Here is a 25,026-nt window from a genome sequence, read left to right on the forward strand (position 1 = left end):
CGTAGAATGGTTTGATCATGACTATTCCGCGCAGCGAACCGACGATCATCAGCGCCTCGTCCGCAGCCGTCGACGAAGACGGACGCCAGCGATCGTACGAGGTTCGTACTTTCGGGTGCCAGATGAACGTGCACGACTCCGAACGGCTCTCCGGATCGCTGGAAAGCGCCGGCTACGTCCGTGCACTCGACGGCGCCGAGGCTGACGTGGTGATCATCAACACCTGCGCGGTGCGCGACAACGCCGCCGGAAAGCTCTACGGCACCCTCGGACATCTCGCCTCCGTCAAGCGTCGTAAAGAAGGTATGCAGATCGCGGTCGGCGGCTGCCTGGCCCAGATGGACAAGCAGGCAGTTCTCGACAAGGCGCCCTGGGTGGACGTCGTGTTCGGCACGCACAACATGGGGTCGCTGCCCGGGCTGCTGGAGCGTGCACGTCACAACGGCGATGCGGAGCTGGAGATCCTCGAGTCGCTCGAGGTGTTCCCGTCGACGCTTCCGACGAAGCGCGACTCGGCGCACAGCGGATGGGTGTCGATCTCGGTCGGCTGCAACAACACGTGCACGTTCTGCATCGTCCCGAGTCTGCGTGGCAAGGAGAAGGACCGGCGTCCCGGCGACATCCTCAACGAGATCCGCCTCCTCGTCGAAGACGGTGCCATCGAGGTCACTCTCCTCGGCCAGAACGTGAATTCGTACGGCGTCGAGTTCGGCGACCGACAGGCGTTCGGAAAGCTGCTGCGCGCGGCCGGCGAAATCGAGGGACTGGAGCGCATCCGTTTCACGAGTCCGCACCCTGCGGCGTTCACCGACGACGTGATCGACGCCATGGCCGAGACCCCGAGCGTGATGCCGCAGTTGCACATGCCGCTGCAGTCCGGCAGCGATCGCATCCTCAAAGCGATGCGGCGGTCGTACCGGAGTGAGCGTTTCCTCGGGATCCTCGATCGTGTCCGCGCGCGCATCCCGAATGCCTCGATCACGACCGACATCATCGTCGGTTTCCCGGGGGAGACCGACGAAGACTTCGAAGACACGATGCGCGTCGTCGAGCAATCCCGCTTCTCCGGAGCCTTCACCTTCCAGTACTCGATCCGCGAGGGCACGCCCGCCGCGACGATGGAGGATCAGGTTCCGAAGGAGATCGTCCAGGAACGGTACAACCGCCTGATCGCACTCCAGGAGCGAATCTCGCTGGAGGAGAACCAGAAGCAGGTCGGACGCCAGGTCGAGGTTCTCGTCTCGACGGGCGAAGGCAAGAAAGACGCCGAGACGCACCGGCTGACCGGCCGTGCCGAAGACAACCGTCTGGTGCACTTCGAGGTCACCGCCGGCTCGGACCTCCCGCGGCCCGGCGACATCGTCACGGTCAGCGTCACCCATGCGGCCCCCTTCCACCTGCTTGCCGACGATCCGACCGGAGCGCCGCTGCGCATCCGTAGAACGCGCGGGGGTGACGCCTGGGATCGCTCGCAGGCGGAATCGTGCGCGGTCCCGACTCCGGCGTCCGACGGCGGCCCGCGCGCCGTATCCCTCGGTCTGCCCACCCTTCGCGTCGGAGTGTGAGCGAACCGCGCCTCTGGGCGATAGTCGGAGCCACAGGAACCGGGAAGAGTGACCTCGCGCTCGATCTGGCGGAGGCTCTCCGTGGCCGCGGCAACCCGGCCGAGATCGTGAACGCCGACGCCATGCAGCTCTATCGTGGGATGGACATCGGCACGGCGAAGCTCCCTGTCGCCGACCGACGCGGAATCCCGCATCACCTCTTCGACGTTCGTGAAGTGGATCAGGACGCGGCCGTCGCCTGGTACCAGCCCGTAGCGCGAGAGGCGGTCGGCGCGATCCACCGACGCGGAGGCGATGCGATCCTGGTCGGCGGTTCGGGCCTCTATGTCTCGAGCGTCGTTTACGAGTTCCACTTTCCACCGAGAGACCCCGAGATCCGTGCAGGGCTGGAAGCAGAGCTGGAGTCGCACGGGCTGGACGTTCTCCTCGATCGGCTCCGGTCGGCGGACCCGGCAGCAGCGGCGAAGGTCGACCCGCGCAACAGCCGACGGGTCATCCGCGCCCTCGAGGTGCTCGCGCAGGGGAGCAGTACCCACGGCGCGTCACTGCCGGAGAAGCCCGTGCTGTGGCAGCAGCGCACGAGGCTGATCGGCCTGCACGTCGAACGCTCCCAGCTGGTCTCCCGCCTGGATGATCGCGTCGAGCGGATGTGGGAGGCCGGGATACTGACCGAAGTCGCTGCACTGAGGCAGATGGGCCTCGAGCGGGGTGCCACTGCCTCCAGAGCGATCGGGTACGCGCAGGCGCTGGGCCAGCTCGATGGCACCCTCACTGCGGCGGAAGCCATCGCCGAGACGCAGGCGCTCACACGCCGCTACGCCCGTCGACAGGTGTCGTGGTTCAAGCGGTATCCCGACCTGGAGTGGTGGGATGCTCCGGCGGACGTGGGGGCACTCCTGGCTGAGTGAGCCAGCGCGCCGCGATCGACCGTCGCGATGTCGGAGGCAGGTGCGAGGCTCGGTGCATGGCCACCCACTTCTTCACCGCATCCAGCCTCGACGGATTCATCGCGACAGACGAGCATTCGCTCGACTGGCTGCTGACCCAAGACGTCGACCCCGACGGGCCGATGGGCTACAACGCCTTCGAGAAGAACATCGGCGCGCTGGCGATGGGTTCGTCGACGTACGAGTGGGTGATGCGACACGAAGAAGGACGATGGGGCTACAGTCAGCCCACCTGGGTGTTCACGCACCGCGAGATCTCGCTCCCGGAGGGTGCCGATGTGCGGCTGACGCATGACGACGTGCGCAGCGTGCACGCCGAGATGCTCGCTGCCGTCGCGGGTCAGGACATCTGGATCGTCGGTGGGGGAGATCTCGCGGGTCAGTTCGCGGACGCAGGGCTTCTGGATGAGGTGTGGGTCCAGTACGCGCCGGTGACGCTGGGCTCCGGCGCCCCACTCCTTCCGCGGCGGCTCGACCTGGAGCTTCTCGAGGTCGCGCGAAACCGCAACTTCCTCTGCGGTCGATACTCGGTCGTCTCGGCCGGAGCCGCGAAGTGACTTCGTAGAACGTTCTGCGGAGGAGGTGCGCGGCGTCTTCGCCGTATGGCTGCGCTCTCTAGACTGGGGAGCATGGTCGCATTCACCAAGGGTCACGGCACGGGCAACGACTTCATCATCATCGCCGACCCCGACGGGGCGCTCGATCTGACGGTCGAGCAGGTCGCCGTGCTGTGCGACCGCCACTTCGGAATCGGTGCCGACGGCATCCTCCGCGTCGTGCGCTCGTCGGCGATCGCTGAGGGAGCAGCGGCTCTGGCCGAGGAGCCGGCGGCCGAGTGGTTCATGGACTATCGCAACGCCGACGGATCGATCGCCGAGATGTGCGGCAACGGCATCCGGGTCTTCGCTCACTATCTCGTGCGCGCGGGGCTTGCGACCATTGAACCGGGAGCGACACTGCCGATCGGTACCCGTGCCGGTGTGCGCGACGTGACGCGCAGCGCGACGGGATACCAGGTCGACCTCGGCCGGTGGAAGCTGTCCGGCGACGACCCGCTGGTGCGCGTCGACGGCCTCCCGGTCACGCGTCCCGGTCTCGGAATCGACGTCGGCAACCCTCACGTGATCGTGGCGATCGCCTCCGAACATGAGCTCGCCTTGCTCGAGCTGCACCGTGCGCCGGAACTCGATCCCGTTCTGCCGGCCGGCGCGAACGTCGAGTTCGTCGTTCCGGGTGAGCCGTTGGTGCGCGACGGAGTCGGGCACGTCCGCATGCGTGTGTTCGAGCGCGGCGTCGGTGAGACCCTCAGCTGCGGTACCGGTGTGGCTGCCACCGCACTCGCCGTGCGGTACTGGGCGGGGGAGAATGCCCCGAACAATTGGCAGGTCGAGGTGCCGGGAGGAACACTCGGAGTGCGGATGTTCCCGGCAGAAGACGGCGAGCACGTCGCCCTGTCCGGTCCCGCTCAACTCGTCTTCAGCGGAGAGATCGAGCTGCTCTGACCGAAGCCGTACGACGCCGTCGTCGGTCGGCGTGGTCGCTCTGCATCGACGCGGTCAGAGTCCGGACAGCGCGATCGGCTCGGTCGGCGGCGTCCCGTGCTTGCGTACCTTGAGGATGCGATAGCCCTTGCCGGTCGCGGTGCGGAAGACGCTGTATCCCGGCTGGAACGTCGAGCCGATCCAGCGCTGCAGCGAGTCGGCTCCGAGATTGCGCTGCACGACGAGCCAGGCGTCGCTGCGTTCGTCGAGCCGCGGTATCCACCTCTCCAACAGTCCGTGCAGTTCGTTCTTGCCCACGCGGATCGGCGGATTCGAGCGGATGGTGCGGAACGAGACGTGCTCGGGAACATCGTCGGGCAGCGATGCGTTGATATTGGTGAGCCCGAGGGACGCGGCGTTGCGGCGCACGAGATCGAGGGCACGCTCATTCACATCGACGGCCCAGACCGTGGCATGCGGAGCGGCGAGGGCCATCGAGATGCTGACGGGGCCCCAGCCGCTGCCGAGGTCGAGAAGATTGCCTCCCGGGGGAACCGGGGGCATGTTGGCGAGGAGCACTGCAGTGCCGGCATCCAACCGATCCGGGCTGAAGACGCCACCGGCGGTGGTGACTTCCAGCTCTCGGCCTGCGAGTGATACACGGATCCTGCGCAGATTCTCGGGGCTTGCCGGGGCCGCAGTGAAGTAGTGGTCTGACCCCATACGGTGAGCGTACCGGACAGCGCGGGCTAAGGTTAAGGCTCGCTACAAAACCCCCAGAGACAAGGAACGGATGACGGATACCAGGACACCCTCCAACGGCGACGACACGGTCGATCGCGTGCTCGCGAACGCAGAGAAGCGCTCCGACGTCCACGTGTTCGGGGCAGCGCAGGCGCTGCAAGACGAGTCGACCGCCGCGCACGCCAGCACGGACGGGGCGCAATGGGATCTCGAAGACCGTCACGCTCTTCGCCGCGTCGGTGGACTCTCGACCGAGCTCGAGGACGTCACCGAGGTCGAGTACCGCCAGCTTCGCCTGGAGAACGTCGTCCTCGTCGGTGTCTACCCGCAGGGTGCGCAGGAGGATGCCGAGAACTCGCTGCGTGAGCTCGCCGCACTGGCCGAGACCGCGGGTGCCGTCGTGCTCGATGGCGTTCTGCAGCGTCGCCCGCACCCGGATGCTGCCACGTATCTCGGGCGCGGCAAGGCGCAGGAGCTCAAGGACATCGTCGCCGCGGTCGGGGCCGACACGGTCATCGCCGACACCGAACTCGCGCCGAGCCAGCGACGCGCGCTCGAGGACGTCGTCAAGGTGAAGGTCATCGACCGCACCACCGTGATCCTCGACATATTCAGCCAGCACGCGAAGAGCAGGGAGGGCAAGGCGCAGGTCGAGCTCGCTCAGCTCGAGTATCTGCTCCCTCGTCTTCGCGGGTGGGGCGACTCCATGAGCCGACAAGCCGGTGGCCAGGTCGGCGCCGGTGGTGCGGGCATGGGGTCCCGTGGTCCCGGTGAGACCAAGATCGAGCTCGATCGGCGGCGGATCCGCACCAAGATGGCGCTCCTGCGTCGGCAGATCCGTGACTTCGGACCGGCTCGTGAAGCGAAGCGTGCGGAGCGCAAACGCAACACCATCCCCTCGGTGGCGATCGCCGGCTACACCAACGCGGGCAAGTCGAGTCTGCTCAATGCGCTCACCAGTGCCGGCGTCCTGGTCGAGAACGCCCTCTTCGCGACGCTGGACGCGACCGTGCGCCGATCTGAGACCGAAGACGGCCGTGTCTACACGCTGACCGACACCGTCGGCTTTGTCCGCAATCTCCCGCATCAGCTCGTCGAGGCTTTCCGTTCGACCCTGGAAGAGGTCGGAGAGGCTGACGTGGTGCTCCACGTCGTCGATGCGTCGCACCCCGACCCGGCCGGTCAGCTGCAGACGGTACGCGATGTCCTCGGCGATGTCGGAGTGCGTGACCTGCCCGAGATCGTCGTCTTCAACAAGGCAGATCTGATCGACGACGACGAACGCCTGGTGCTCCGCGGTCTCCAGCCGCACGCGCACTTCGTGTCGTCACGCTCCGGTGAGGGAATCGCCGAACTCCGTGCCGTCATCGAGGAAGCACTCCCGAAGCCGGCGATCGAGGTTCACGCGGTGATCCCGTATGACCGCGGCGACCTCGTGGCGGCCATCCATGAGACGGGGATGCTCCTCGAAGTGGAGCATCGAGAGGCCGGCACCGCCGTGCACGCGAGGGTGTCCGAGCGCCTCGCGGCAGAACTCGCTCCCTTCACCGTCGTCAACTGACCCGGCTCACCGGGCGAGGAAGCGCGCCTCGACCGTCGCGGAGATGACGATCTCCTCCGGCTCGTATTCCATGGCCGGGGCTGCATCTGCGGCGAATGCCACGCCTCCGCGAGCCTTCATCATGGGCGCACCCGGCATCGGCTGCCCGCTCGAGATGAGACCGACATCGGCGATCTCGAGCGGCGTGACCTCGTCGAGACCGAGAGCCCCCGCATATGCCTTGGCGCGGGTGACGGCGACGCTGACGGCCTCGGCGGCCACCTCCCGCTCGATCTGCGTTCGTGTCACGCGGGTGAGGTGCCAATCGACCCAGCCCACCTCGACGCCGTCCCAGGGCGAGATGTCCGAGACCCATATCGAGAGTTCCGATGCCTCTGCGAATGTCGCAGTGAAGTCGATGCTCGCGTAGAAGACGGGTGCGAGGCGCTTGCCGTCGTTGTTCCAGGGTCGCTCGGCTCGCACGGAGAGTCGTTTGCTGGTCCAGTCGACGACGCTGCCCTCCTCTGCCCGCTCCGTGATGCTGCCGCGTACGGGCTCGGCCAAACGCATCACGTGCTCGACGACGGTCGTGCGCTCGGAACCCTCCGCCCGCACGCTGACCCGGATGGTGGCGCGCTCCGGCGCGACACGCGCCTCGTGTTCGCCGCGGACTGTGACGGTGACTTCGCTCATGCGCTGACTCTACGCCAGCGCTCCGGGCGCCTGCGGAATGGCGAATGGCCCGTGAACGTTGTAGTCTGTGATGCTCGGGTGTTCGTCGCCCGGGATGGTAATTCCATAGTGTGACAGCGGCTCCTTCGAGAGAAGGACCACGGGGCTGATCGGTTTCGACAGCGCCTGTGAATCCACGAGAAGCGGGCCGAGGATGCAGAGTTATCTCGTTAACGCTCTCTGCAAAAAAATAGTTGCCGAAACCAAGCGCAACGACTTCGCCCTCGCTGCATAAGCGAGCCCGATAGTCCGTCAGGCCGTATGTGATTCCGATACGGATCCTGGCGTCATTTAGGAATCTTGCTGCGTGATGGCGTCTGGACGTCACGTGGGACTCTTCCCAGGCTGGGCTCGTCGACTTAGGTGTCTGTGACAAAGGTCGGAGCCGAGTAGAACGTCTTCACAGACTGCGCCCGGAGAAGGCGTGGAGTCTCAGCGTTGGACGGGGGTTCGATTCCCCCCAGCTCCACCAAGCCGTTGTCACAGAAGAAGCCCCGTGCTCTCCTTCCAGGAGGTCACGGGGCTTCTTCGTGTGCGGGAACGGCGTGTCACTCCGCCGTCTGCGTATAGGGCACCGCCAGCACAGCATCCGCATATCCCGCTGCCGAGAACCGGATCGTGATGATGCCGTCCCAGAAGGAGGTCCCTCCGTTCGGTGTCTCCGCGCCGAACATGAATGCCGCCTCAGGGTCGGCGAGATAGGTCGAAACGGTCGGCACCGTCAGAGTGCCTGCCGCGATGACGGTGCTGAAGACGAACACGCTGTACAGCTGGTCGTCTGCAGCGCCCTGCAGGAGTGTCCACCCGCTGATGCCTCCATCTTGGGAGGGAGACCCTCCGTCGTAGAGGTAGAGCCCCTGTGCGTCGGAGTTGGCACCGGTGCCCTGCCAGGAGATGGTCGCTGTGACCTGTGTAGGAGCGGCGGGCGCCGGCGAAAGGGCGAGCTGACCGCTCAGGGTGAACTCGGAACTCCACTGCGGGCCCGTGAAGGCGAGGACCACGCCGGTTGCGTCGATCGCGCCTCCGCTCGCCGCTTGGGCCGGTGTGGCTGCCGTGAGGGCGATCACGGGGACCGACCACGCCGCCGCGCCGATGACGGTGCGGCGAGAGATCGTGGGACGCGCAGGGAGAGGGCGTTCGTCGGGCACGGAGCATCCTTCGGGGAGAGGTGAAGCGGTCCGACAGCAGAAGGGCCTCGGAGCGAGCAAGAGAGTAGCAGAGGCAAGCGGCCGGGGAGGCGCGAACGGCACCCGCTGGTTCCGACGGGGACCTATATTGAGGTCTGTGGAATCGACCCCCGAAACTGTCGCGACCGGTCTCACCCGAGCGGAGGTGGCCGAACGCGTCGCGGCCGGGAAGACGAACGCCTTCGTGGCGGACACGAGCCGCAGCGCGTGGAGCATCGTGCGGGCGAACGTCTTCACGCTGTTCAACGGCATCGTCTTCGCGTGTTTCTTCATCCTCTTCCTGGTCGGGCGGTGGCAGGATGCGCTCTTCGGGCTCGCCGCCTTCGCGAACGCCATCATCGGCTGTGTTCAGGAGTTCCGAGCGAAGTCGGCTCTCGACCGCCTGGCACTGATGAACGCACCGCGCGCTCTGGTGCTCAGGGAAGCTGCGGAGGCGGAGATCGCCCCCACCGATGTCGTCCTCGACGACGTGCTGGTCCTGCGCGCCGGCGAGCAGGTGCCGGCCGACGCCAGAGTACTCACGGCGCGCGGGCTGCAGATCGATGAGTCGATGCTCACGGGCGAGTCCGACCCGGTGGAGAAGCAACCGGGCGACGAGGCGCTTTCGGGCGCGGTGGTCGTCGCCGGGGAGGGAACCGCGCAAGCGACCCGTGTGGGCGCCGACTCGTACGCCAACCACTTCGCGGGCGAAGCGAAGCGTTTCTCGCTCGTCTCCAGCGAGCTCCGCTCGTCGGTCAACCGGGTCCTGAAGTGGGTGAGCTGGGTGATCGGACCGGTGGGGCTGCTCGTCCTGAACGCGCAGATCATCGTCACGGGCGGGTACGCCACCGTGTTCTCCAGCGGCGCCTGGGTGCAGGCCGTCGTGAACACGATCGCCGCGCTGACGGCGATGATCCCGCTCGGGCTGGTGCTCATGACGAGCATCGCCTTCGCCGTCGGTGCGTCGAAACTGGCACGCAGGCAGGTTCTGGTGAATGAGCTGCCCGCGGTCGAGGGGCTCGCCCGGGTCGACGTCGTATGTCTCGACAAGACCGGCACCCTCACCGTGGGGGAGATAGGGTTCGACGAAGCGCACGGACTCTCCGGGCTCACGTCGGAGCGTGCGGAGGCGGCAGCGGCGGCGCTGGGCTGGTATGCCGCCTCTCCGGATGCGAATGCCACGGCGCGATCGATGCGAGCGGTGTATCCGGCCGGGTCCCCGCTCGCGGTCGCGGAATACATCCCCTTCTCCTCCGCACGCAAGTGGAGCGCAGTCTCCTTCGAACAGGTCGCCGGGACCTGGGTGATGGGTGCGCCGGAGATGGTGTTCGGCGATGCCGCGACATCCGACGAGACCGAACTCGGGCGCACGGTCACCGCGCTCGCAGAGACCGGCCGACGCACGTTGGTCCTCGGCTACGCGGAATCGGCGTTGTCCGAGGCGGATGTCGATTCCGAGCGGCTTCCGGATGGTGTGGTCGCGGCCATCGTCCTCACCTTCCGGGAGCAGGTGCGCCCCGACGCCGCCCAGACGCTCGAGTACTTCGCGCGGCAGGATGTGGGCATACGGATCATCTCGGGCGACAACCCGCGCACGGTCGCGGCGATCGCGCGAGAGGTGGGAGTGGACGTCGCGGAGGGCTTCGACGCACGTCGCCTTCCCGATGATGACGCCGAACTCGCAGACGTGCTCGAAACCAACTTGGTGTTCGGACGCGTCTCACCCGAGCAGAAGAAGCGCATGGTCGCGGCCCTGCAGAGTCGCGGGCACACCGTGGCGATGACCGGTGACGGGGTCAACGACGCCCTCGCGATCAAGGCCGCCGACATCGGTATCGCCATGAACACGGGATCGCCCGCCACGAAGGCGGTGGCGCGATTGGTGCTGCTCGACGGGCAGTTCTCGCACCTGCCCGATGTCGTCGCGGAGGGGCGTCAGGTCATCGCGAACATCGAACGGGTATCGATGCTCTTCCTGAACAAGACCGTGTACGCCACACTTCTCGCGATCATCTTCGGGGTGTTCGTGCTGGAGTTCCCGTTCCTCCCGCGCCAGCTCTCCATCACCGACGGTCTCACCATCGGCATCCCGGCGTTCTTCCTCGCGCTGATGCCCAACGCGGCGCGTTATGTGCCGGGATTCCTCCGGCGATCGTTGAGCTTCGCCATTCCCTCGGGGATCATCGTCGCGCTCGGCCTCACGTGGTTCACCTTCGTCGCGCGCGGTCTCGAGGCGCACGAGGAGCAGCTGCGCACCGGAGCGACCGTCATCCTCGCCGTCGTCGGCATCTGGGTGCTGGCCGTGCTCGCCCGCCCCCTCAACCGCTTCAAGGTGCTGGTCGTGGGTGCGATGTTCATCCTGCTCATCGCCGTGTTCTCGCTTCCCCTCGCGCGACAGTTCTTCGTCCTCGTCGATCCGGGGGAAGACCTCGCGATCGCGCTCACCGGGATCACGGTCGTGATGATCGCGGCGATCGAACTGGTGCGCATCGTGCATCGTCGGCTCGTCCTGAGGGAGGAGCCCACGACGGGGCGTCCACAGGCGCCCGAGCAGGGCAGCGGTACCGAGCGTGGGCTGGCGGCCGTCATCACGACGACGGTCGCCGTGCTCTCGTACGTGTTCGGAATCCTCGCCACGGGCTTCGGCATCCTGGTCTTCCTCGGGCGCTACGACCCGGACGTGAGCGCCTCCGCGTTCTCGCTCGCGGGCGCGGCCATCGCGCTGTTCGGTCTCCTGGTGTTCGCGGTCGCCGCCGGTATCCGCCGGGGGAGCGGGCTCTCGCGGCTGTTGCTCACGCTCTTCCTCGGGGTCGTGCTCGCGCTCAGTGCAATCGTGCTCGTCTTCGGCGACCGGTGGGACTGGGGAGCAGCCGTCACTGCCGTGGTCGCCGCCCTCATCGTCGTCCTGCTCTGGACACCACCGGTCGCCCGGGGTTTCCGGCCCGTCCTGGAGAGTTCGATGGGGAGTACGGCGCCGTAGCGATGTCGCGAGCTCGAGCGGCGCTCAGCCGGTCCACTCGATGAGGATCAGCCCCTGACGTGTGTCCGCGAAGCGCACCCATCCGTCGCCGAACAGATACGTCATCCCGTACCCGTCTTCATCGAGTCCCATCGCGTATCGCGGATCCTCCGTGAAGTACACCCCGTCCGGGCCGTCCTCGCGCTTCCACCCCTCGGAGAGCAGGCCGGACTGGGCCTGCGCGGCGTCCTCCGAACTCAGAGATGCCCAGCCATAGAGCTGACCGTGGTCGGACGCGACGCTGTAGTCGGCCCAGAAGCACAGCAGCCCGTCGGTCAGCGCGACCCCGCCGACGACGAACTCCTTCGACTGCGCGGTCCATCCCATATCCGTGAACACGGAAACCGTTCCCGCCGAGATCATGGATTCACACGTGAGCTCGCCGGGAGCCTCCGGGACGCTGGAGCTCACCGGCTCGGGGCTCGGAGCCGGGCTCGGGCGGACCGCATCCGATGTGGGTGAGGCCTGCGGCCCCGCAGGTGCTCCGCACGCCGTCAGGGCGACAAGAAGCACCAGGGCGCCTGCGGCGGCGGAGATGATGCGGAGGGTCATCCTGTGCCTCGTGGTTCGGATCAGTCGTGCATGAGCTTCAGGAACTCATCGTGGAGCGTGCCGTTGGTGGCGAGTGTCGAGCGCGCCGATATCGTCTCGGCGCCGTCGGCGGCGGTCATCCGCCCGCCGGCCTCCCGGATGATCGGCACGGCCGCGGCGATGTCGTATTCCTTGACATCGAATTCGGCGACCATGTCGATTCGCCCTTCGGCGAGAAGCATGTAGGAGTACACGTCGCCGTAGGCGCGATCGCGCCAGACGCGTGCCGCGACTCGGAGGAGGGAGTCGAGCCGTCCCGCGTCGGACCACTGCGCGATGCTCTGGAAGCTCACACTGGCATCGTCGAGCGATGACACGGTGGAGACCTGGAGTCGGCGGGGCTCGCCGTCGGTCGCGGTCCAGGAGCCTTCGCTGGCGGCTCCCCACCAGCGCCTACCCAGTGCGGGCATGCTGACGACACCGACCTGGGGGACGCCATCGATCGCGAGAGCGATCATCGTGCCCCACAAGGGAACGCCGCGGAGGAAGTTCGCCGTGCCGTCGATGGGGTCGATGATCCACTGGCGATGCGTCCCGCCCTGCGCGCCGAACTCCTCGCCGAAGATCCCGTCGTCGGGTCGCTCGGTCTCGAGGATGGTGCGGATCGCACGCTCCGTCGCGAGGTCGGCGTCGGTCACGTGCGACTTGTCGGCCTTGGTGGAGATCTCCAGGTCGGCCGCATCGAACCGCGGGAGCGACTGGGCGTCGGCGGCGTCGGCGAGGCGGAGCGCGAGGAGGAGATCGCTGCGCAGGTCATCGGCGTGAGGGGAGGCGGTCACGCTCCCAGGATAGTCGGCGGAACAACGGGCGCTGAGGGCCGAACGGCCATGTTTCCGAGTGCGACGGGCACCGGCACGCCCGGGCCCACCTCGATTTCGCATGGGGGCGGTCGGCTGGTAATGTAATTCCTCGGTCGGGGTTATCCCGGGCCACGCACCTCTAGCTCAATCGGCAGAGCAACTGACTCTTAATCAGTGGGTTCTCGGTTCAAGTCCGAGGGGGTGCACGGAACAGCCTCAGAAACTCTCGCCAGTTTCTGGGGCTTTTCTGCTTTCTTGTGCACGCGGTCCGCTTATCGATCCGGACAGGCCCGCGAAGTCCGGGTTTCTGAGGGCTTGCAGAGAATGCCGGTGTACCGCGTAATGGGCTCTCGTCGAGGCCGTCTCTCACACGGGGACAACCGCGTCACTGCCATCGGATGCGTCGCTGCGCAGCAGCACGGCCGAGGCGGTGAGGCTTCGACAAGAAACTGGGGAACACCGTGTACAGAAGTAATCGGCGCGCGCGATCGCGCCGCGCATCCATCACGTTCGTCGCCGCCGCTGCGGCGGCACTCACCGCTGTGGTCACGGGCGTGGGGGCCGGCGCAGCCATCGCTGCCGAGTACGACCATCCTGCGGCCATCGATCCTGCGTCGATCACGGTGACCACCGTGGACGGCGATGAGACTCTGGCGCAGTTCGATCAGGTGCGCGTGGACGCGGACTGGTCGGTGCCGGATGGCGCTCTCGGCGGCGAGACGTTCGGGTTCACGCTTCCGCGTGAGTTCGCCCGAACCGGCCTGACATTCTCGGTCCCCTCGACCGAGGACCCGACGGAGATCGTGGCCGAATGCGCCGTCAGCAGCGACGCGGCACCGGTGGTGACCTGCACCCTCACCGACTACGTGAACGGACGCACGGGCGTCAACGGTTCGCTGTGGTTCCTGGCCAGCGCCGACGAGCAGACCTCAGAGACGACCGTGGAGTTCGTCGTCGACGGCAAGACCACGCGCGTCGACATCCCGGGCGGTGGGATCACGCCTCTTCCGCCTCTGCCCACGGAGCCTCAGAAGGTGTCATGGCAGACGGACGACGGCAGCATCGCGTGGCAGCTCGAGCTTCCGGGCGCGAGCTTTCCCGGCGTCGAGTCGATCGTCGTCGACGATGTGCTGACCGCGCCGAACGGTGAAGTCGCAGAGCATCACAACCGAGACGGCCAGCTCGCGGTCTGGAGCACCGACGCAGACCAGCAGGACTACCGGACGATCACGAACTGGACCGGTGCCTGGAACGAGGGCGGCACGGCGTTCCACCTCGAGATCCCGGGTGCGATCGATCCCGCACGGACGTACTTCGTCAAGTACCTCACGGTACCGAGCACTCAGGCGGACGGGACCTCATTCAGCAATGTCGCCAATGTCAACGGAGTGGTGCTGCAGGACCGCGAGGTCTGGCAGGTCACGGGTGGCGGCACCGGAGACGGAACCGCCACCGGTGCGTTCACCCTGACCAAGGCTGTGGGCGGCTCCGGAGTGACGGATGTGCCGGCCAACGCCGAGTACACGGTCCGCTACAGCTACGGCGACCCGGTGGTGGAGAAGACCGTCGTGGTGACCGCGGGAGCGGCGACCGCACCCGTTCGCCTCCCCGCCGGCACCGTCGTCACGCTCGAGGAGCTGACGCCGCCCGCCGTCGACGGCATCGAATGGGGCACGCCGGTGTTCTCGGGCACCGGAGTGCGCGCGACCGCGGACGGCGGGGCACAGATCACCGTCTACGGGGGTTCGACGCTCGCGATCACGCTCACCAACACCGCGACGGAGAAGCCGCCGGTGGTCCCGCCGACCACGCCTCCCACGCCGGAGACGCCCGTGACGCCGCCGACCGATGTGACGCCTCCGATGGAGCTGCCGTTGACCGGCGATTCCCTCGCCACGACCGGTGGCGATGTGCCGGCGGTCATGCTCTGGGGTGCCGGCGCCGCGCTTCTGCTCGGCATCGCGCTGACCACTCTGGCTGCCGTGCGCGCTCGACGGCGCGAGCCCCAGGGCTGATCCTTGCATCGGGGTCGAGGTCGTCGGAGCACCTGCTTCGCGGTCTCGACCCCGCCGCGTGCGTGGAGCGTCACGCGGCAGGAGACCGCCCTCCGGGAAGCTCAAGGCAATCTCAAGCCACGGCGATGACCGTGCCCCCGGTGATGAGGCGCAGCTGGTCGAACGTGAGCGGCATGACGGTGTGGGGGTGGCCGGCTGCGGCCCACAGCTCGTCATGTTCCTGGAGCGCGTCGTCGAGGAAGGTGCGCAGCGGCGCCGGATGCCCGGCCGGTGCGACGCCGCCGATGGCCTGGCCGGTCGCCGCGCGGACGACGGAGGCCGGCGCCATCGACACTTCCCGCGCACCGATGCTCGCGGTGAGTACGGCGAGGTCCGCGCGGTGGCCACCGCTGGTCATGACGAGAACCGGCTCTCCGTCAGCGATGAACACGAGGCTGTTCGCGATCGCGGCGACGTCGCATCCGATCGCCGCGGCCGCAGCCGCCGCGGTGCGCGCCGAGTCCGGCAGGACGCGGATGGTGGTGTCGACCCCTGCATCCACAAGGTGCTGCTGCACGAGTCTGCTGCGCTCGGGAAGGGGCGTTTCTTCGCTCATCGCCGCACGATATCGGAGGGGGATGTCGGTGCCGGATCGGGCGTCAGCGGCCGATCCGGCACCGACATGACGCCTCAGGCGGCGTCGCCCACGAGGATCGCCGCGGCATCCTCAGCGGCGGCGTCTTCAGGCTCGTCGTCGATGTGCGCGAGCACGCGCCGGCCGAGGAACACCGTCAGCGCTGCGATGAGGACAGACGCCGCCGCGAACAGGTACGGCACTGTCGCGTTGAACGCGTGCCACAGGAGCGCCGCGATCGGAGGAGCCATCGCGCCACCGAGGAAACGCACCGCGGAGTAGGCGGAGGAGGCCACGGACCGGGGGAGGTCCGTGGCCTCCATGACCGCTTCGGTCAGCACGGTGTTCATCACGCCGAGCAGCAGACCGCCGATGACGATACAGGTGACGAGGGCGGCCGCGTTCCCGACGACGAGCCCGGCGGCGACGAGGTCGAGCGCCAGCAGAGGGAGCACCACGAGGATGATCCGCGTGCGCGGCATGCGGCGCATCAGCACCGGCGCGACCCAGACGCTCGTGACCGCGAGAGCGACGCCCCAGCCGAAGAATGTGAACCCGATTCCCATCGCGCCGAAGCCCAGGGGGAACGGCGAGAACGCCAGCAGCACGAAGAAGCCGATGTTGTAGAACAGGGCGGCGACCGCGAGGATGGCGAGCGCGGGGCGCCGGAGGGCCGTGAACGGGGCCGAGAAGGGCACCGGGATCCGCTTCTCGCCCGGCCCGCGCAACAGTACGAGAACGGCGACGAAAGCGATCGCCATCAGCACGACGACGCCGAAGAACGGGCCGCGCCAGCTCTGCTCTCCGAGGATGCCACCGAGCAGCGGTCCGACCGCGATGCCGAGGCCGAGCGCGGCCTCGTACAGGATGATCGCGGCGCTGCTGCCGCCGGACGCCGACCCGACGATCGTCGCGAGGGCTGTCGAGATGAACAGCGCATTGCCGAGACCCCAGCCGGCACGGAAGCCGATGACGGCGTCGACGCTGCCGCTCAGAGCACACAAGAGTGCGAAGACGACGATGAGTGCGAGCCCGATGAGCAGCGTTGCCTTGGCGCCGATGCGGCTGGAGATCCAGCTGGTCACCAGCATCGCGAGGCCGGTCACCAGCAGGTAGCTGGTGAAGAGCAGTTCGGTCTCCACCGGTGACGCCTGAAGCGACTCCGCGATCGCGGGGAGGATCGGATCGACGAGCCCGATTCCCATGAAGGCGACGACGCATGCGAAGGCGACGGCCCAGACCTGCGCCGGCTGCTTCCACACCGAGGGGGTGGCGGTGGTGTTCACCGAGATTCTCCTGTTCGTTCCGTGGCGGTGTGCGCGGCGAGGATCTCCGCCGCGCGGGTGAGAGCGGACCAGTCGTCGTCCTTCAGGGCGGCGAACCGCGGCGCGAGGATCTCGCGGAACTCCGCGCGCCAGGCCGCGACGGCGGCGGTGCCCTGAGGGGTGATGTCGACGACGGTCGCTCGCGAATCGTCCGGGTCGGGGGAGCGGAGCACGAGCCCCTCGCGCTCGAGCAGGCCGAGGAGGCGGGTCATGCCGGGTTGGGTGGTGCGCGCAGCGGCGGCCAGTTCGCCCACGCGCCTGGCACCCTCCTGCTCGAGGAGACTCAGCACCCGCCACTGCGCGGCGGGCGCGTCGTTGCCGGCGTCCTGCGCCGCTATGCGACCCAGGGCGTAGCCGGAGAGCACCAGCGAAGCGATGACGTCCGTGCGATTCATACCAAAGAGTATATATCGGATGGTATGTATGGAGGGTCAGCGCCGGGCGTTGGCTATCCTCGCCGAGAGCTGATGGGCGTGCGCCAGCAGGGTGCGACCGAGTTCCGCCATGCGATCCGGGCCGAAGCGGAACTCGACACCGGTCAGACTGAGGGCCCACTCCGGGCGCCCGGATCGATCGAAGACGGCGGCGCCGATTCCCCAGCTGCCCTCGACGATCAGGCCCGGGTTGACGGCGTATCCGCGTTCCTTGGTCTCTGCCAATCGGGTGCGCAGCGCGCGCGGCCGGTGTGTCGGCCCCCATGCGCTCTCGAGGTCGGGATGCCGCTCCAGATATGCGTCCACATCATGGTCAGGGAGGAAGGCCAGGATCGCGAGACCCGCGCTCGCGACGCCGAGGGGGAACCTCACGCCCTCGCTCAAGACGAAGGAGCGGATGGGGAAGGATCCTTCCTCGCGAAGCAGACACACCGTCTCGTCCGCTCGTCGCACCGAGAAGAACGCGCTCTCCTCGGTCTTGACCGCCAGTGACCGGACGATGTCCCGCGCCAGGGTGGTCACGTCGTAGCGCGCAGCGGCGACCGAACCCATGAGGAACAGCTCGGGGCCGGGCATCCACCGGGTGCTGTCCGCGTCGCGGTCGACGAGCCCCTCGAGCTTGAGCGCGCTGAGGAGGCGATGCGTGGTCGAGCGTGACAGCTCAGCGCCCCGGGCGAGGTCCTGGAGGCTGGCGCCCTCCGCGCCGGCGGCGGTCACCAACCGGAGCAGACGAGCCGCGCGAGCGATGGCCTGCGCGCCAGGGATGGAGCGGGCCGTGGATTCCATATCGTGGACGCTACCTCCGTATCTGACCACATCGCAAGACGTGATCGTTGCGCCGGGGGCCGAAGAGCGGATGCTGGAGTGAGGCACGAATTCGAAGGAGCAGACGTGATCGACAAGCAATGGGACTCGGCAGCGCACGCCGTGTCCGACATTCCCGACGGAGCCTCGTTGGCGGTCGGCGGGTTCGGGCTGTCCGGTAACCCGATCGCGCTCATCGAAGCTCTGCTGGCCCAGGGCACGAAAGATCTCAGCGTCGTGAGCAACAACTGCGGCGTGGACGACTGGGGACTCGGGGTGCTGCTCGCCGCGCAGCGCATCCGCAAGATGACATCGTCGTACGTGGGGGAGAACAAGGAGTTCGAGCGCCAATTCCTGAGCGGCGAACTCGAGCTCGAACTCACTCCCCAGGGAACGCTGGCCGAGAAGCTGCGGGCCGGTGGGTCGGGGATCGCGGCCTTCTACACGCAGACGGGTGTGGGCACCCAGGTCGCAGAAGGAGGGCTGCCCCGCCGATACAACGCGGACGGCACGATCGCCGTCGCCTCCCCGGTGAAGGACGTCCGAACATTCGAGGTCGATGGCTCGCCGGCGGACTTCGTGCTCGAGGAGGCGATCACCACGGACTTCTCGCTCGTGCACGCTTCCCGCGGCGATCGCCACGGAAACCTCGTCTTCAACAAGGCGGCGCGCAACTTCAACCCGCTGGCCGCGATGGCCGGACGCACCTGCATCGCTCAGGTCGAACAGCTCGTGGAGCCGGGTGAGCTCGATCCGGACAGCATCCACCTTCCCGGCGTCTTCGTGCATCGCATCGTCGAGGTGGGCACGGACATCCCCAAGCGCATCGAGCGGCGCACCGTCGCCGTGGAAGGAGCCTGAGATGGCACTCACACGAGACCAGATGGCGGCCCGCGCGGCAGCCGAGCTGGAGGACGGTTCCTACGTCAATCTCGGAATCGGGTTGCCGACGCTCGTGCCCAACCACGTGCCGAGCGACGTCACGGTGGTGCTCCAATCCGAGAACGGGATTCTCGGCGTTGGGCCCTACCCGCACGAAGACGCCGTGGACCCCGACCTCATCAACGCGGGTAAAGAGACGGTCACGACCCTGCCCGGTGCGGCGTTCTTCGACTCGGCCACCAGCTTCGGGATGATCCGCGGCGGCAAGATCGATGCCGCGATCCTCGGCGCGATGCAGGTCTCGACAAGCGGGGATCTCGCGAACTGGATGATCCCGGGCAAGATGGTGAAGGGCCCCGGCGGGGCAATGGATCTCGTGCACGGTGCTGCTCGGGTGATCGTGCTGATGGAGCACGTGGCCAGGGACGGATCGGCCAAGATCGTGGACGAGTGCTCGCTGCCGCTGACCGGTCGCGGAGTGGTCGACCGGATCATCACGGACCTGGCCGTGATCGACGTCACGCCCGAGGGGCTGACGCTCGTCGAGACGGCCCCGGGAGTCAGCGTGGACGAGGTCATCGCCGCGACCGAGCCGGCGCTCACCATCCATCCGGATCTCCTCCACGAAAGGACCTCGCATCATGAATGACAACGACATCGTCATCGTCGCCGCTGCTCGCACCCCGCAGGGGCGACTGAAGGGGCAGCTGGCGGCCTTCACCGCTCCTCAGCTCGGCTCTTTCGCCATCAGAGGCGCGCTGGAGCAGGGCGCCATCGATCCGGGTGACGTCGACGCGGTGATCGTCGGACAGGTGCTGGCGGCGGGCTCGGGTCAGAATGCTGCTCGGCAGGCAGCGATCGGCGCCGGGATCGGCTGGGACGTTCCCGCCCATTCCGTGAACAAGGTGTGTCTGTCGGGATTGACCGCGATCATCGATGCCGTCCGGATGATCCGCACGGGCGACGCGTCCGTCGTCGTCGCCGCGGGGATGGAGTCGATGACGCGCGCACCGCACATGCTGATGGGATCCCGCGACGGCTGGACGTACGGCAGCGTCGAGGTGCTCGATCACATGGCCTACGACGGTCTGACCGACGCCTACGACCGCGAGAGCATGGGCGCGTCGACGGAGCGCCACAACGAGCGATACGAGCTCACCCGGGAGGCGCAGGATCGCGTGGCCGCACTGTCGCACCAACGAGCGGCCGCGGCGCAGGAAGCGGGAGTGTTCGAGGCCGAGATCGTCGCCGTCGCCGTGCCCCAGCGCCGGGGTGAGCCGGTTCGCGTGACGAAGGATGAAGGGGTGCGCCCCGATACCACCGTCGAAACTCTCGGCGGTCTGCGCGCGGCCTTCGCGGAGGGCGGATCGATCACGGCGGGGAACTCGTCACAGATCTCCGACGGCGCATCGGCCGTGGTCGTCACGACGCGGCGCGCGGCCGCAACCAAGGGCTGGTCGGTACTTGCCACCGTCGGCGCCAGCGGCCAGACAGCCGGTCCCGACAACTCATTGCAGGCCCAGCCGGCGCGCGCGATCGAGCGCGCGTGCGAGAAGCAGGGCATCGCCCCCTCGGACCTCGATCTCGTGGAGATCAACGAGGCGTTCGGTGCGGTCGTGGCCCGCTCGCAGGTCGAGCTCGGGTTGGACGAGGGCATCGTGAACGTCCACGGCGGAGGGATCGCGATCGGGCACCCGATCGGCGCATCCGGTAACCGACTCGTCGTGCACGTCGTCCACGAACTCGTGCGTCGCGGAGCGGGAACGGCTGCCGTGGGCCTGTGCGGCGGTGGCGGTCAGGGCGAGGCGCTGATCCTCACACGGTGAACGATGCGCTCGGGGCGCACGGTGTCAGTGCCGTGCGTCCTTGGCGTGATCCTGCGTGTCGGCGAGGGCCTTCTGCGAGCGGAACTGGAGTCGCTGGGCCTTCTTCGCCTTCTTGACCGACTGCGGCGAGTCGGCATCGACGAGCACACCGCGTCGTTCGCGGTTCATGTCGATCACTGCACCGACGGCGAGCGCCATCGTGATGCCCCAGCTCAGCCAGGACAGCAGGGAGCGCCAGGTGATCGGCTGCTCGCGGGTGCCGCGTAGCAGCGAGACTCCCGCAGAGATCGCAGCGACGAGTCCGGTGCTGAAGAGGTAGCGCATGCCCCCACGCTACCTTCCCGCACCCCAGGTCGTCCCGAGCCTTGACAAGCCCTCCCTGATCCTGTCAGGGGAGTATGTCGTGAAAGACAGGCGGAGCGTCCGCAGATCGGGCGTTCCCGCGTAGAACGAGGCACCGGGCACGTACGCGACATCGTTGGCCAGGGCGCGTCCGAGCGATTCGGCGGCATCCATACCCTCAGGCAGCCGTGCCCAGACGAACATGCCGCCGTCGGGACGGTTCCAGGTGCTGCCGGTCGGCAGAACGGTGGGCAGGGCGTCGAGCATCGCGTCGCGCCGGGCGGAGTACGCCTCGCGGATGCGCGTGAGCGCGGGCTCCCCGCGGCCCGAGAGGAGGTAATGGGCGGCTGCTGCCTGGTCGATGGTGGAGGTGTGGAGGTCGGCGGCCTGCTTCGCGATCGTCACGGCGGGGCGGATATCAGCGGTCGTGCGGATCCATCCGATGCGCAGTCCCGGGGCGATCACCTTCGAAAAGCTGCCGAGGCTGATCACGTGCTCCGGTGCGAGCTCGGCCAGTGAGGGGAGGGCCTCACCCGAATACCGCAGTTGGCGGTAGGGCTCGTCCTCGACGATGCGGAACCCCCGCCGCTGTGCGATGGCGGCGATGTGCCGACGGGCGTCGAGTCCGTGCGTGCGGCCGGTGGGGTTCTGGAAGGTGGGGACCGTGTAGAGGAACTTCGGGCTGTGCTCGGCGGCCAGCCGGTCCAGTGCTTCGAGATCCAGCTCGTCGCCGTCATAGGGGACGCCGATGACCCGCGCGCCGGCCAACGCGAAGGTCTGCAGCGCCGCGAGGTAGCACGGTTCCTCGACCAGGATCGTGTCGCCGGGATCGAGAAGCGTCGTCGAGATCAGGCCGAGCCCCTGCTGCGAACCCGTCGTGATGATGAGGTCGGATGCCGCGGTGGGCAATCCGTCCGCCGAGTAGCGCCGGGCGACTTCCTCCCGGAGCCGGGCGTCTCCCTCGGACGTGGAGTACTGGAGCACAGAGGGGGAGTCGAGGACCGCGTCGAACGCCGCCCGGATGCCGGCGACGTCGAACAGCTCGGGCGCGGGGAGCCCGCCGGCGAACGAGATGACCTCCGGGCGCTCGGTCAGCGCGAGAAGGTCGCGCACCGGCGAGGTCTTGGCGTTTCCTGCGCGCTGCGAACGCGGAGGGAGGGTGAGTGCGGCGGCGGCATGCGGGGCAGTGGTCAACGGAGGTTCTTCCTCGGAGGAGTGAGTGCGGGGACAGCGGTGCGGCGGTGTCGCCCAGGATAGACCCGTCCCGAAACACTCATCTCTCGGGCATTTCCCGGGACCATCCGCTATCCTGGGGTCGTCGCGGCTCGCCCGCGGCCGCACAAACCGTGTATCTACCGGCCGTCGGCATCCCCGGCGGACAGCGGCGGCACCCGACATCGCGTCTTCGACGCGCGAGAGCCATGACACACGCATCAGCACCCCCGCAGATCACCGAGCCGAGCCCGAGCCTTCTCCGTCTCGCCGGATTCCCCTACTTCCTCATCGCCTTCATCGCGCGACTTCCGTTCGCCATGATGGTCGTCGGCGTCCTGACCGTCGTAGTGTCGGCCCGCGGCTCGCTCTCGCTGGGTGGGCTCACCTCGGCCGCCGTCGGTCTGGGAACGGCGTGCTTCGGCCCCCTTCTCGGCGCCGCCGCCGACCGGTTCGGCCAGCGGGTGGTCCTGGTCGTGCTCGCGCTGGCCAACGGCGCGATGCTCCTGCTCTTCACCTTCGTGGTCTACGGGGAAGCGGCCGATGGCTTCGTGCTGTTGGCGGCGGTCGGGATCGGCGCCACGGCACCGCAGGTCGCGCCGCTCTCGCGCTCACGTCTGGTCACGATCATCGCCGATCGGATGCCGGAGGCGCGTCGCGCGAAGACCGTCTCCGGGACGATGGCCTACGAGTCCGCGGCGGATGAGACCGTGTTCGTCTTCGGGCCGTTCCTGGTCGGCATCCTGGCTTCCGCATTCGCTCCCTGGGCTCCGCTGGTGGGCGCCGCCGTGCTCACCGTCGTCTTCGTCGGCGCGTTCGCGCTGCACCCCAGCGGACGTCACGTGTCGCAGGACCGCGACGCCGACGGCAGGGCGCCGTCAGCGGTCTCGGAGCTCTTCCGGCCGCAACTGCGCATAGTCGTCCTCGGCATCCTGGGCGTCGGGATCTTCTTCGGGACGATGCTGACGTCGCTGACGTCGTTCATGGCGGACCGCGGTGCGCCCGAGCAGGCCGGACTGCTCTACGGCGTCATGGGCGTCGGGTCGGCGGTACTCGCGCTGGGGGTCGCCTGGCTTCCTCCGTCGTTCTCGATGCGGGCACGGTGGCTCGTCTTCTCCGGCATCCTGCTGGCCGGAACACTCCTGCTCGGCCTCGTCGACTCGCCCGGCACGATGATGCTGGCGCTGGCGATCATGGGAATCGGAATCGGACCCACCCTGGTCACGCAATACAGCTTCGGTGCCGCCCGCAGTCCGCGTGGACGTTCGGCGACGGTGATGACGATGCTGGGCTCCGGCGTCGTGGTCGGGCAGTCGATCGGTGCGGCAGTGGCCGGCGAGATCGCCGAGAACGTCGGAACGTCCGCCGCGCTCCTGCTCCCGATGATCGCGGCATTCATCGCCTTCGGCGCGGGAGTGGCGAACTGGGCGCTCAGCAGCGAGCGGCGTACACGTTCGTCGGTGACGGCCTGACCTCCGGCGACGGTATTCCGCGATCCTGGGTAGGTTTGATTTCACCGCTGATGTGAGGAGTCCCCCTTGACCGCCGCAGATTTCGTCGTCGTCGCCAACCGCCTGCCGGTCGACCGGGTGGAGGGACCTGACGGCGAGGAAGTTTGGCGCACGTCTCCTGGTGGGCTCGTGGCCGCCCTCGAGCCGATGATGCGCAACGTGCGCGGGGCCTGGGTGGGCTGGGCAGGGCAGGCCGACGTCGAGCTCACGCCGTTCGAAGCCGGTGGTATCGAGCTGGTGCCGGTCGCACTGAGTGCGCAGGAGGTCGCGGAGTACTACGAGGGCTTCGCCAACGACACGATCTGGCCGCTGTACCACGACGTGATCGCGCCGCCGCAGTACCACCGCGAATGGTGGGACGCGTATGTCAGAGTCAACCGTCGGTTCGCCGAGGCTGCCGCCGCTGCCGTGGCGGAGGAGGGCACCGTCTGGGTGCACGACTACCAGCTGCAACTCGTCCCGCAGATGCTTCGCGAACTGCGTCCGGACGTGACGATCGGCTACTTCCACCACATCCCGTTCCCGGCTCACGGTCTCTACGCCCAGTTGCCGTGGCGGGATCAGGTGCTGCGCGGGCTGCTCGGTGCCGACGTCATCGGCTTCCAGCGCGCTCAGGACGCCACCTACTTCCTCACGGCCGTGCGCCGCAGACTCCGCTACGACGTCAAGGGACCGAACGTCTCGGTGCCTGACGGGGAGGGGACCCGCACGGCGCTGGCGCGGGCGTTCCCGATCTCCATCGACACGACGCCGTATCTCGAGCTCGCGGCCCGTGAGGACGTGCGTGCACGCGCCGCCGAGATCCGCGCGAGCCTCGGCAACCCGAAGCGCATCCTGCTCGGCGTCGATCGACTGGACTACACCAAGGGCATCCGCCACCGCATCAAGGCCTACGGGGAGTTGCTCGCAGAAGGGCGGCTCAACGTCGAGGACGTCACGCTCGTGCAGGTCGCGAGCCCCAGCCGGGAGCGCGTCGACGCGTACGTCCACCTGCGCGATGAGATCGAGCTCGCCGTCAGCCGCATCAACGGCGACACCGACACGATGGGCCACTCCGCCATCCGGTATCTGCACCAGGGGTATCCGCGCGAGGAGATGGTCGCCCTCTACCTGGCCGCCGACGTGATGCTGGTCACCGCATTGCGCGACGGCATGAACCTCGTGGCCAAGGAGTACGTCGCCAGTCGCGTGGACGATCGCGGCGTCCTCGTGCTCAGCGAGTTCACCGGGGCGGCGGACGAGCTCCGGCAGGCGGTGCGGGTCAACCCGCACGACATCGAAGGGCTCAAAGACGCGATCATGACCGCGGTGGAGATGCCCCCGGCCGAGCAGGGACGGCGTATGAGATCGCTGCGCCGTCGTGTGCTGGACAACGACGTGAACGCCTGGTCCTCCTCGTTCCTCGCCGCCCTGTCCGAGGTGCGCGCGCGCTGAGCACCCGCGGGGCCGCGATACTGGGAACGAACCCCCTGTGATT

At 67.9% G+C, this 25,026-nt stretch carries 22 protein-coding genes, 1 tRNA gene, 1 other RNA gene and 1 pseudogene; 14 read left to right on the forward strand and 11 right to left on the reverse strand.

The window, feature by feature from the left end:
- Positions 1 to 17 precede the first annotated feature (17 nt).
- The 4 genes from miaB to dapF all read left to right on the forward strand — a co-directional run bounded on the left by miaB (position 18) and on the right by dapF (position 4,014).
- Positions 18 to 1,565 (forward strand): tRNA (N6-isopentenyl adenosine(37)-C2)-methylthiotransferase MiaB, encoded by a 1,548-nt coding sequence (gene miaB, locus CQ034_RS02355; protein WP_105709800.1) that lies wholly within the window; start codon positions 18 to 20, stop codon positions 1,563 to 1,565.
- Positions 1,562 to 2,473 carry a tRNA (adenosine(37)-N6)-dimethylallyltransferase MiaA gene (gene miaA, locus CQ034_RS02360; protein ID WP_105709801.1) on the forward strand — a complete coding sequence of 304 codons (912 nt, stop codon included), beginning with the start codon at positions 1,562 to 1,564 and terminating at the stop codon, positions 2,471 to 2,473. The genes miaB and miaA overlap by 4 nt, the downstream gene beginning before the upstream one ends.
- A 56-nt stretch (positions 2,474 to 2,529) precedes the next feature.
- On the forward strand, positions 2,530 to 3,069 hold the full coding sequence (locus CQ034_RS02365) for a dihydrofolate reductase family protein (RefSeq protein WP_105709802.1): 540 nt from the start codon (positions 2,530 to 2,532) through the stop codon (positions 3,067 to 3,069).
- A 72-nt stretch (positions 3,070 to 3,141) separates the two neighbouring features.
- Positions 3,142 to 4,014, forward strand: coding sequence for a diaminopimelate epimerase (gene dapF, locus CQ034_RS02370; RefSeq protein ID WP_105709803.1), 873 nt, complete (start codon positions 3,142 to 3,144; stop codon positions 4,012 to 4,014).
- 54 nt (positions 4,015 to 4,068) lie between these two features.
- Here dapF and CQ034_RS02375 read toward each other — a convergent pair whose 3' ends face one another.
- Positions 4,069 to 4,716, reverse strand: a complete 648-nt coding sequence (locus tag CQ034_RS02375) for a class I SAM-dependent methyltransferase (RefSeq protein WP_029263599.1) — start codon at positions 4,714 to 4,716, stop codon at positions 4,069 to 4,071.
- 295 nt (positions 4,717 to 5,011) lie between these two features.
- On the opposite strand from CQ034_RS02375, the pseudogene hflX reads away from it, so the two are divergent.
- Positions 5,012 to 6,298 (forward strand): annotated as a pseudogene (gene hflX, locus CQ034_RS02380) (GTPase HflX); the annotation flags it as partial.
- Between the two features lie 6 nt (positions 6,299 to 6,304).
- Here the strand turns inward: hflX and CQ034_RS02385 are convergent.
- Positions 6,305 to 6,970, reverse strand: coding sequence for an SIMPL domain-containing protein (locus CQ034_RS02385; RefSeq protein ID WP_105709805.1), 666 nt, complete (start codon positions 6,968 to 6,970; stop codon positions 6,305 to 6,307).
- Between the two features lie 141 nt (positions 6,971 to 7,111).
- On the opposite strand from CQ034_RS02385, the gene ssrA reads away from it, so the two are divergent.
- Positions 7,112 to 7,481, forward strand: a transfer-messenger RNA (tmRNA) gene (gene ssrA, locus CQ034_RS02390).
- A 76-nt stretch (positions 7,482 to 7,557) separates the two neighbouring features.
- Here ssrA and CQ034_RS02395 read toward each other — a convergent pair.
- Positions 7,558 to 8,157: a hypothetical protein gene (locus CQ034_RS02395; RefSeq protein ID WP_146114787.1), complete on the reverse strand. Its 600-nt coding sequence runs from the start codon at positions 8,155 to 8,157 to the stop codon at positions 7,558 to 7,560.
- A gap of 136 nt (positions 8,158 to 8,293) precedes the next feature.
- Here CQ034_RS02395 and CQ034_RS02400 point away from each other — a divergent pair, with 136 nt between their 5' ends.
- Positions 8,294 to 11,155, forward strand: coding sequence for an HAD-IC family P-type ATPase (locus CQ034_RS02400; protein ID WP_258133982.1), 2,862 nt, complete (start codon positions 8,294 to 8,296; stop codon positions 11,153 to 11,155).
- A gap of 24 nt (positions 11,156 to 11,179) precedes the next feature.
- Here the strand turns inward: CQ034_RS02400 and CQ034_RS02405 are convergent, their stop codons facing one another.
- Positions 11,180 to 11,746: a hypothetical protein gene (locus CQ034_RS02405; protein ID WP_105709807.1), complete on the reverse strand. Its 567-nt coding sequence runs from the start codon at positions 11,744 to 11,746 to the stop codon at positions 11,180 to 11,182.
- Between the two features lie 20 nt (positions 11,747 to 11,766).
- The gene (locus CQ034_RS02410; protein ID WP_258133983.1) at positions 11,767 to 12,564 is read right to left on the reverse strand and encodes an inositol monophosphatase family protein; all 798 of its coding nucleotides are present in this window, start codon (positions 12,562 to 12,564) and stop codon (positions 11,767 to 11,769) included.
- A gap of 154 nt (positions 12,565 to 12,718) precedes the next feature.
- On the opposite strand from CQ034_RS02410, the gene CQ034_RS02415 reads away from it, so the two are divergent.
- Both CQ034_RS02415 and CQ034_RS02420 read left to right on the forward strand, forming a co-directional pair.
- Positions 12,719 to 12,791: transfer RNA gene (locus CQ034_RS02415), tRNA-Lys, on the forward strand.
- A gap of 255 nt (positions 12,792 to 13,046) precedes the next feature.
- A complete protein-coding gene (locus tag CQ034_RS02420; protein ID WP_105709809.1) occupies positions 13,047 to 14,600 on the forward strand; it encodes an Ig-like domain-containing protein in 1,554 nt (517 codons plus the stop codon).
- A gap of 112 nt (positions 14,601 to 14,712) precedes the next feature.
- Here the strand turns inward: CQ034_RS02420 and CQ034_RS02425 are convergent, their stop codons facing one another.
- From CQ034_RS02425 to CQ034_RS02440, 4 genes are all read right to left on the reverse strand, one after another.
- The gene (locus CQ034_RS02425; RefSeq protein WP_105709810.1) at positions 14,713 to 15,195 is read right to left on the reverse strand and encodes a YbaK/EbsC family protein; all 483 of its coding nucleotides are present in this window, start codon (positions 15,193 to 15,195) and stop codon (positions 14,713 to 14,715) included.
- Positions 15,196 to 15,269: 74 nt separating this feature from the next.
- Positions 15,270 to 16,499 (reverse strand): MFS transporter, encoded by a 1,230-nt coding sequence (locus CQ034_RS02430; RefSeq protein ID WP_105709811.1) that lies wholly within the window; start codon positions 16,497 to 16,499, stop codon positions 15,270 to 15,272.
- The gene (locus CQ034_RS02435) at positions 16,496 to 16,933 is read right to left on the reverse strand and encodes a MarR family winged helix-turn-helix transcriptional regulator (RefSeq protein ID WP_105709812.1); all 438 of its coding nucleotides are present in this window, start codon (positions 16,931 to 16,933) and stop codon (positions 16,496 to 16,498) included. The genes CQ034_RS02430 and CQ034_RS02435 overlap by 4 nt, the downstream gene beginning before the upstream one ends.
- A 36-nt stretch (positions 16,934 to 16,969) precedes the next feature.
- Complete coding sequence (locus tag CQ034_RS02440; RefSeq protein ID WP_105709813.1) at positions 16,970 to 17,758, reverse strand: IclR family transcriptional regulator; 789 nt, start codon at positions 17,756 to 17,758, stop codon at positions 16,970 to 16,972.
- Between the two features lie 105 nt (positions 17,759 to 17,863).
- On the opposite strand from CQ034_RS02440, the gene CQ034_RS02445 reads away from it, so the two are divergent.
- The 3 genes from CQ034_RS02445 to CQ034_RS02455 are packed head-to-tail and all read left to right on the forward strand — an operon-like array spanning position 17,864 to position 20,484.
- On the forward strand, positions 17,864 to 18,637 hold the full coding sequence (locus CQ034_RS02445; RefSeq protein WP_029263587.1) for a CoA transferase subunit A: 774 nt from the start codon (positions 17,864 to 17,866) through the stop codon (positions 18,635 to 18,637).
- 1 nt (position 18,638) lies between these two features.
- Positions 18,639 to 19,307: a CoA transferase subunit B gene (locus tag CQ034_RS02450; protein ID WP_181156190.1), complete on the forward strand. Its 669-nt coding sequence runs from the start codon at positions 18,639 to 18,641 to the stop codon at positions 19,305 to 19,307.
- Positions 19,300 to 20,484 carry an acetyl-CoA C-acyltransferase gene (locus tag CQ034_RS02455; protein WP_105709814.1) on the forward strand — a complete coding sequence of 395 codons (1,185 nt, stop codon included), beginning with the start codon at positions 19,300 to 19,302 and terminating at the stop codon, positions 20,482 to 20,484. The genes CQ034_RS02450 and CQ034_RS02455 overlap by 8 nt, the downstream gene beginning before the upstream one ends.
- Positions 20,485 to 20,508: 24 nt before the next feature.
- Here the strand turns inward: CQ034_RS02455 and CQ034_RS02460 are convergent, their stop codons facing one another.
- Positions 20,509 to 20,808: a hypothetical protein gene (locus CQ034_RS02460; RefSeq protein WP_029263584.1), complete on the reverse strand. Its 300-nt coding sequence runs from the start codon at positions 20,806 to 20,808 to the stop codon at positions 20,509 to 20,511.
- 9 nt (positions 20,809 to 20,817) lie between these two features.
- On the reverse strand, positions 20,818 to 22,020 hold the full coding sequence (locus tag CQ034_RS02465) for a PLP-dependent aminotransferase family protein (protein WP_181156191.1): 1,203 nt from the start codon (positions 22,018 to 22,020) through the stop codon (positions 20,818 to 20,820).
- A 227-nt stretch (positions 22,021 to 22,247) separates the two neighbouring features.
- On the opposite strand from CQ034_RS02465, the gene CQ034_RS02470 reads away from it, so the two are divergent.
- Positions 22,248 to 23,510 (forward strand): MFS transporter, encoded by a 1,263-nt coding sequence (locus tag CQ034_RS02470; RefSeq protein WP_105709815.1) that lies wholly within the window; start codon positions 22,248 to 22,250, stop codon positions 23,508 to 23,510.
- Positions 23,511 to 23,576: 66 nt separating this feature from the next.
- Positions 23,577 to 24,983 carry a trehalose-6-phosphate synthase gene (locus CQ034_RS02475; RefSeq protein WP_105709816.1) on the forward strand — a complete coding sequence of 469 codons (1,407 nt, stop codon included), beginning with the start codon at positions 23,577 to 23,579 and terminating at the stop codon, positions 24,981 to 24,983.
- Positions 24,984 to 25,026 lie beyond the last annotated feature (43 nt).

Source organism: Microbacterium sp. MYb45, assembly GCF_002979655.1.
Taxonomy (GTDB): Bacteria; Actinomycetota; Actinomycetes; order Actinomycetales; family Microbacteriaceae; genus Microbacterium.

Bases quoted from the DNA above. Each gene is read 5' to 3' on its own strand.
- CQ034_RS02450 (WP_181156190.1), top strand. From the start codon at position 18,639: ATGGCACTCACACGAGACCAGATGGCGGCCCGCGCGGCAGCCGAGCTG.
- dapF (WP_105709803.1), top strand. From the start codon at position 3,142: ATGGTCGCATTCACCAAGGGTCACGGCACGGGCAACGACTTCATCATC.
- CQ034_RS02455 (WP_105709814.1), top strand. From the start codon at position 19,300: ATGAATGACAACGACATCGTCATCGTCGCCGCTGCTCGCACCCCGCAG.
- CQ034_RS02435 (WP_105709812.1), bottom strand. From the start codon at position 16,933: ATGAATCGCACGGACGTCATCGCTTCGCTGGTGCTCTCCGGCTACGCC.
- CQ034_RS02385 (WP_105709805.1), bottom strand. From the start codon at position 6,970: ATGAGCGAAGTCACCGTCACAGTCCGCGGCGAACACGAGGCGCGTGTC.
- CQ034_RS02470 (WP_105709815.1), top strand. From the start codon at position 22,248: ATGACACACGCATCAGCACCCCCGCAGATCACCGAGCCGAGCCCGAGC.
- CQ034_RS02375 (WP_029263599.1), bottom strand. From the start codon at position 4,716: ATGGGGTCAGACCACTACTTCACTGCGGCCCCGGCAAGCCCCGAGAAT.
- CQ034_RS02440 (WP_105709813.1), bottom strand. From the start codon at position 17,758: ATGGAATCCACGGCCCGCTCCATCCCTGGCGCGCAGGCCATCGCTCGC.
- miaB (WP_105709800.1), top strand. From the start codon at position 18: ATGACTATTCCGCGCAGCGAACCGACGATCATCAGCGCCTCGTCCGCA.
- CQ034_RS02425 (WP_105709810.1), bottom strand. From the start codon at position 15,195: ATGAGCGAAGAAACGCCCCTTCCCGAGCGCAGCAGACTCGTGCAGCAG.
- CQ034_RS02460 (WP_029263584.1), bottom strand. From the start codon at position 20,808: ATGCGCTACCTCTTCAGCACCGGACTCGTCGCTGCGATCTCTGCGGGA.
- CQ034_RS02405 (WP_105709807.1), bottom strand. From the start codon at position 11,746: ATGACCCTCCGCATCATCTCCGCCGCCGCAGGCGCCCTGGTGCTTCTT.
- CQ034_RS02365 (WP_105709802.1), top strand. From the start codon at position 2,530: ATGGCCACCCACTTCTTCACCGCATCCAGCCTCGACGGATTCATCGCG.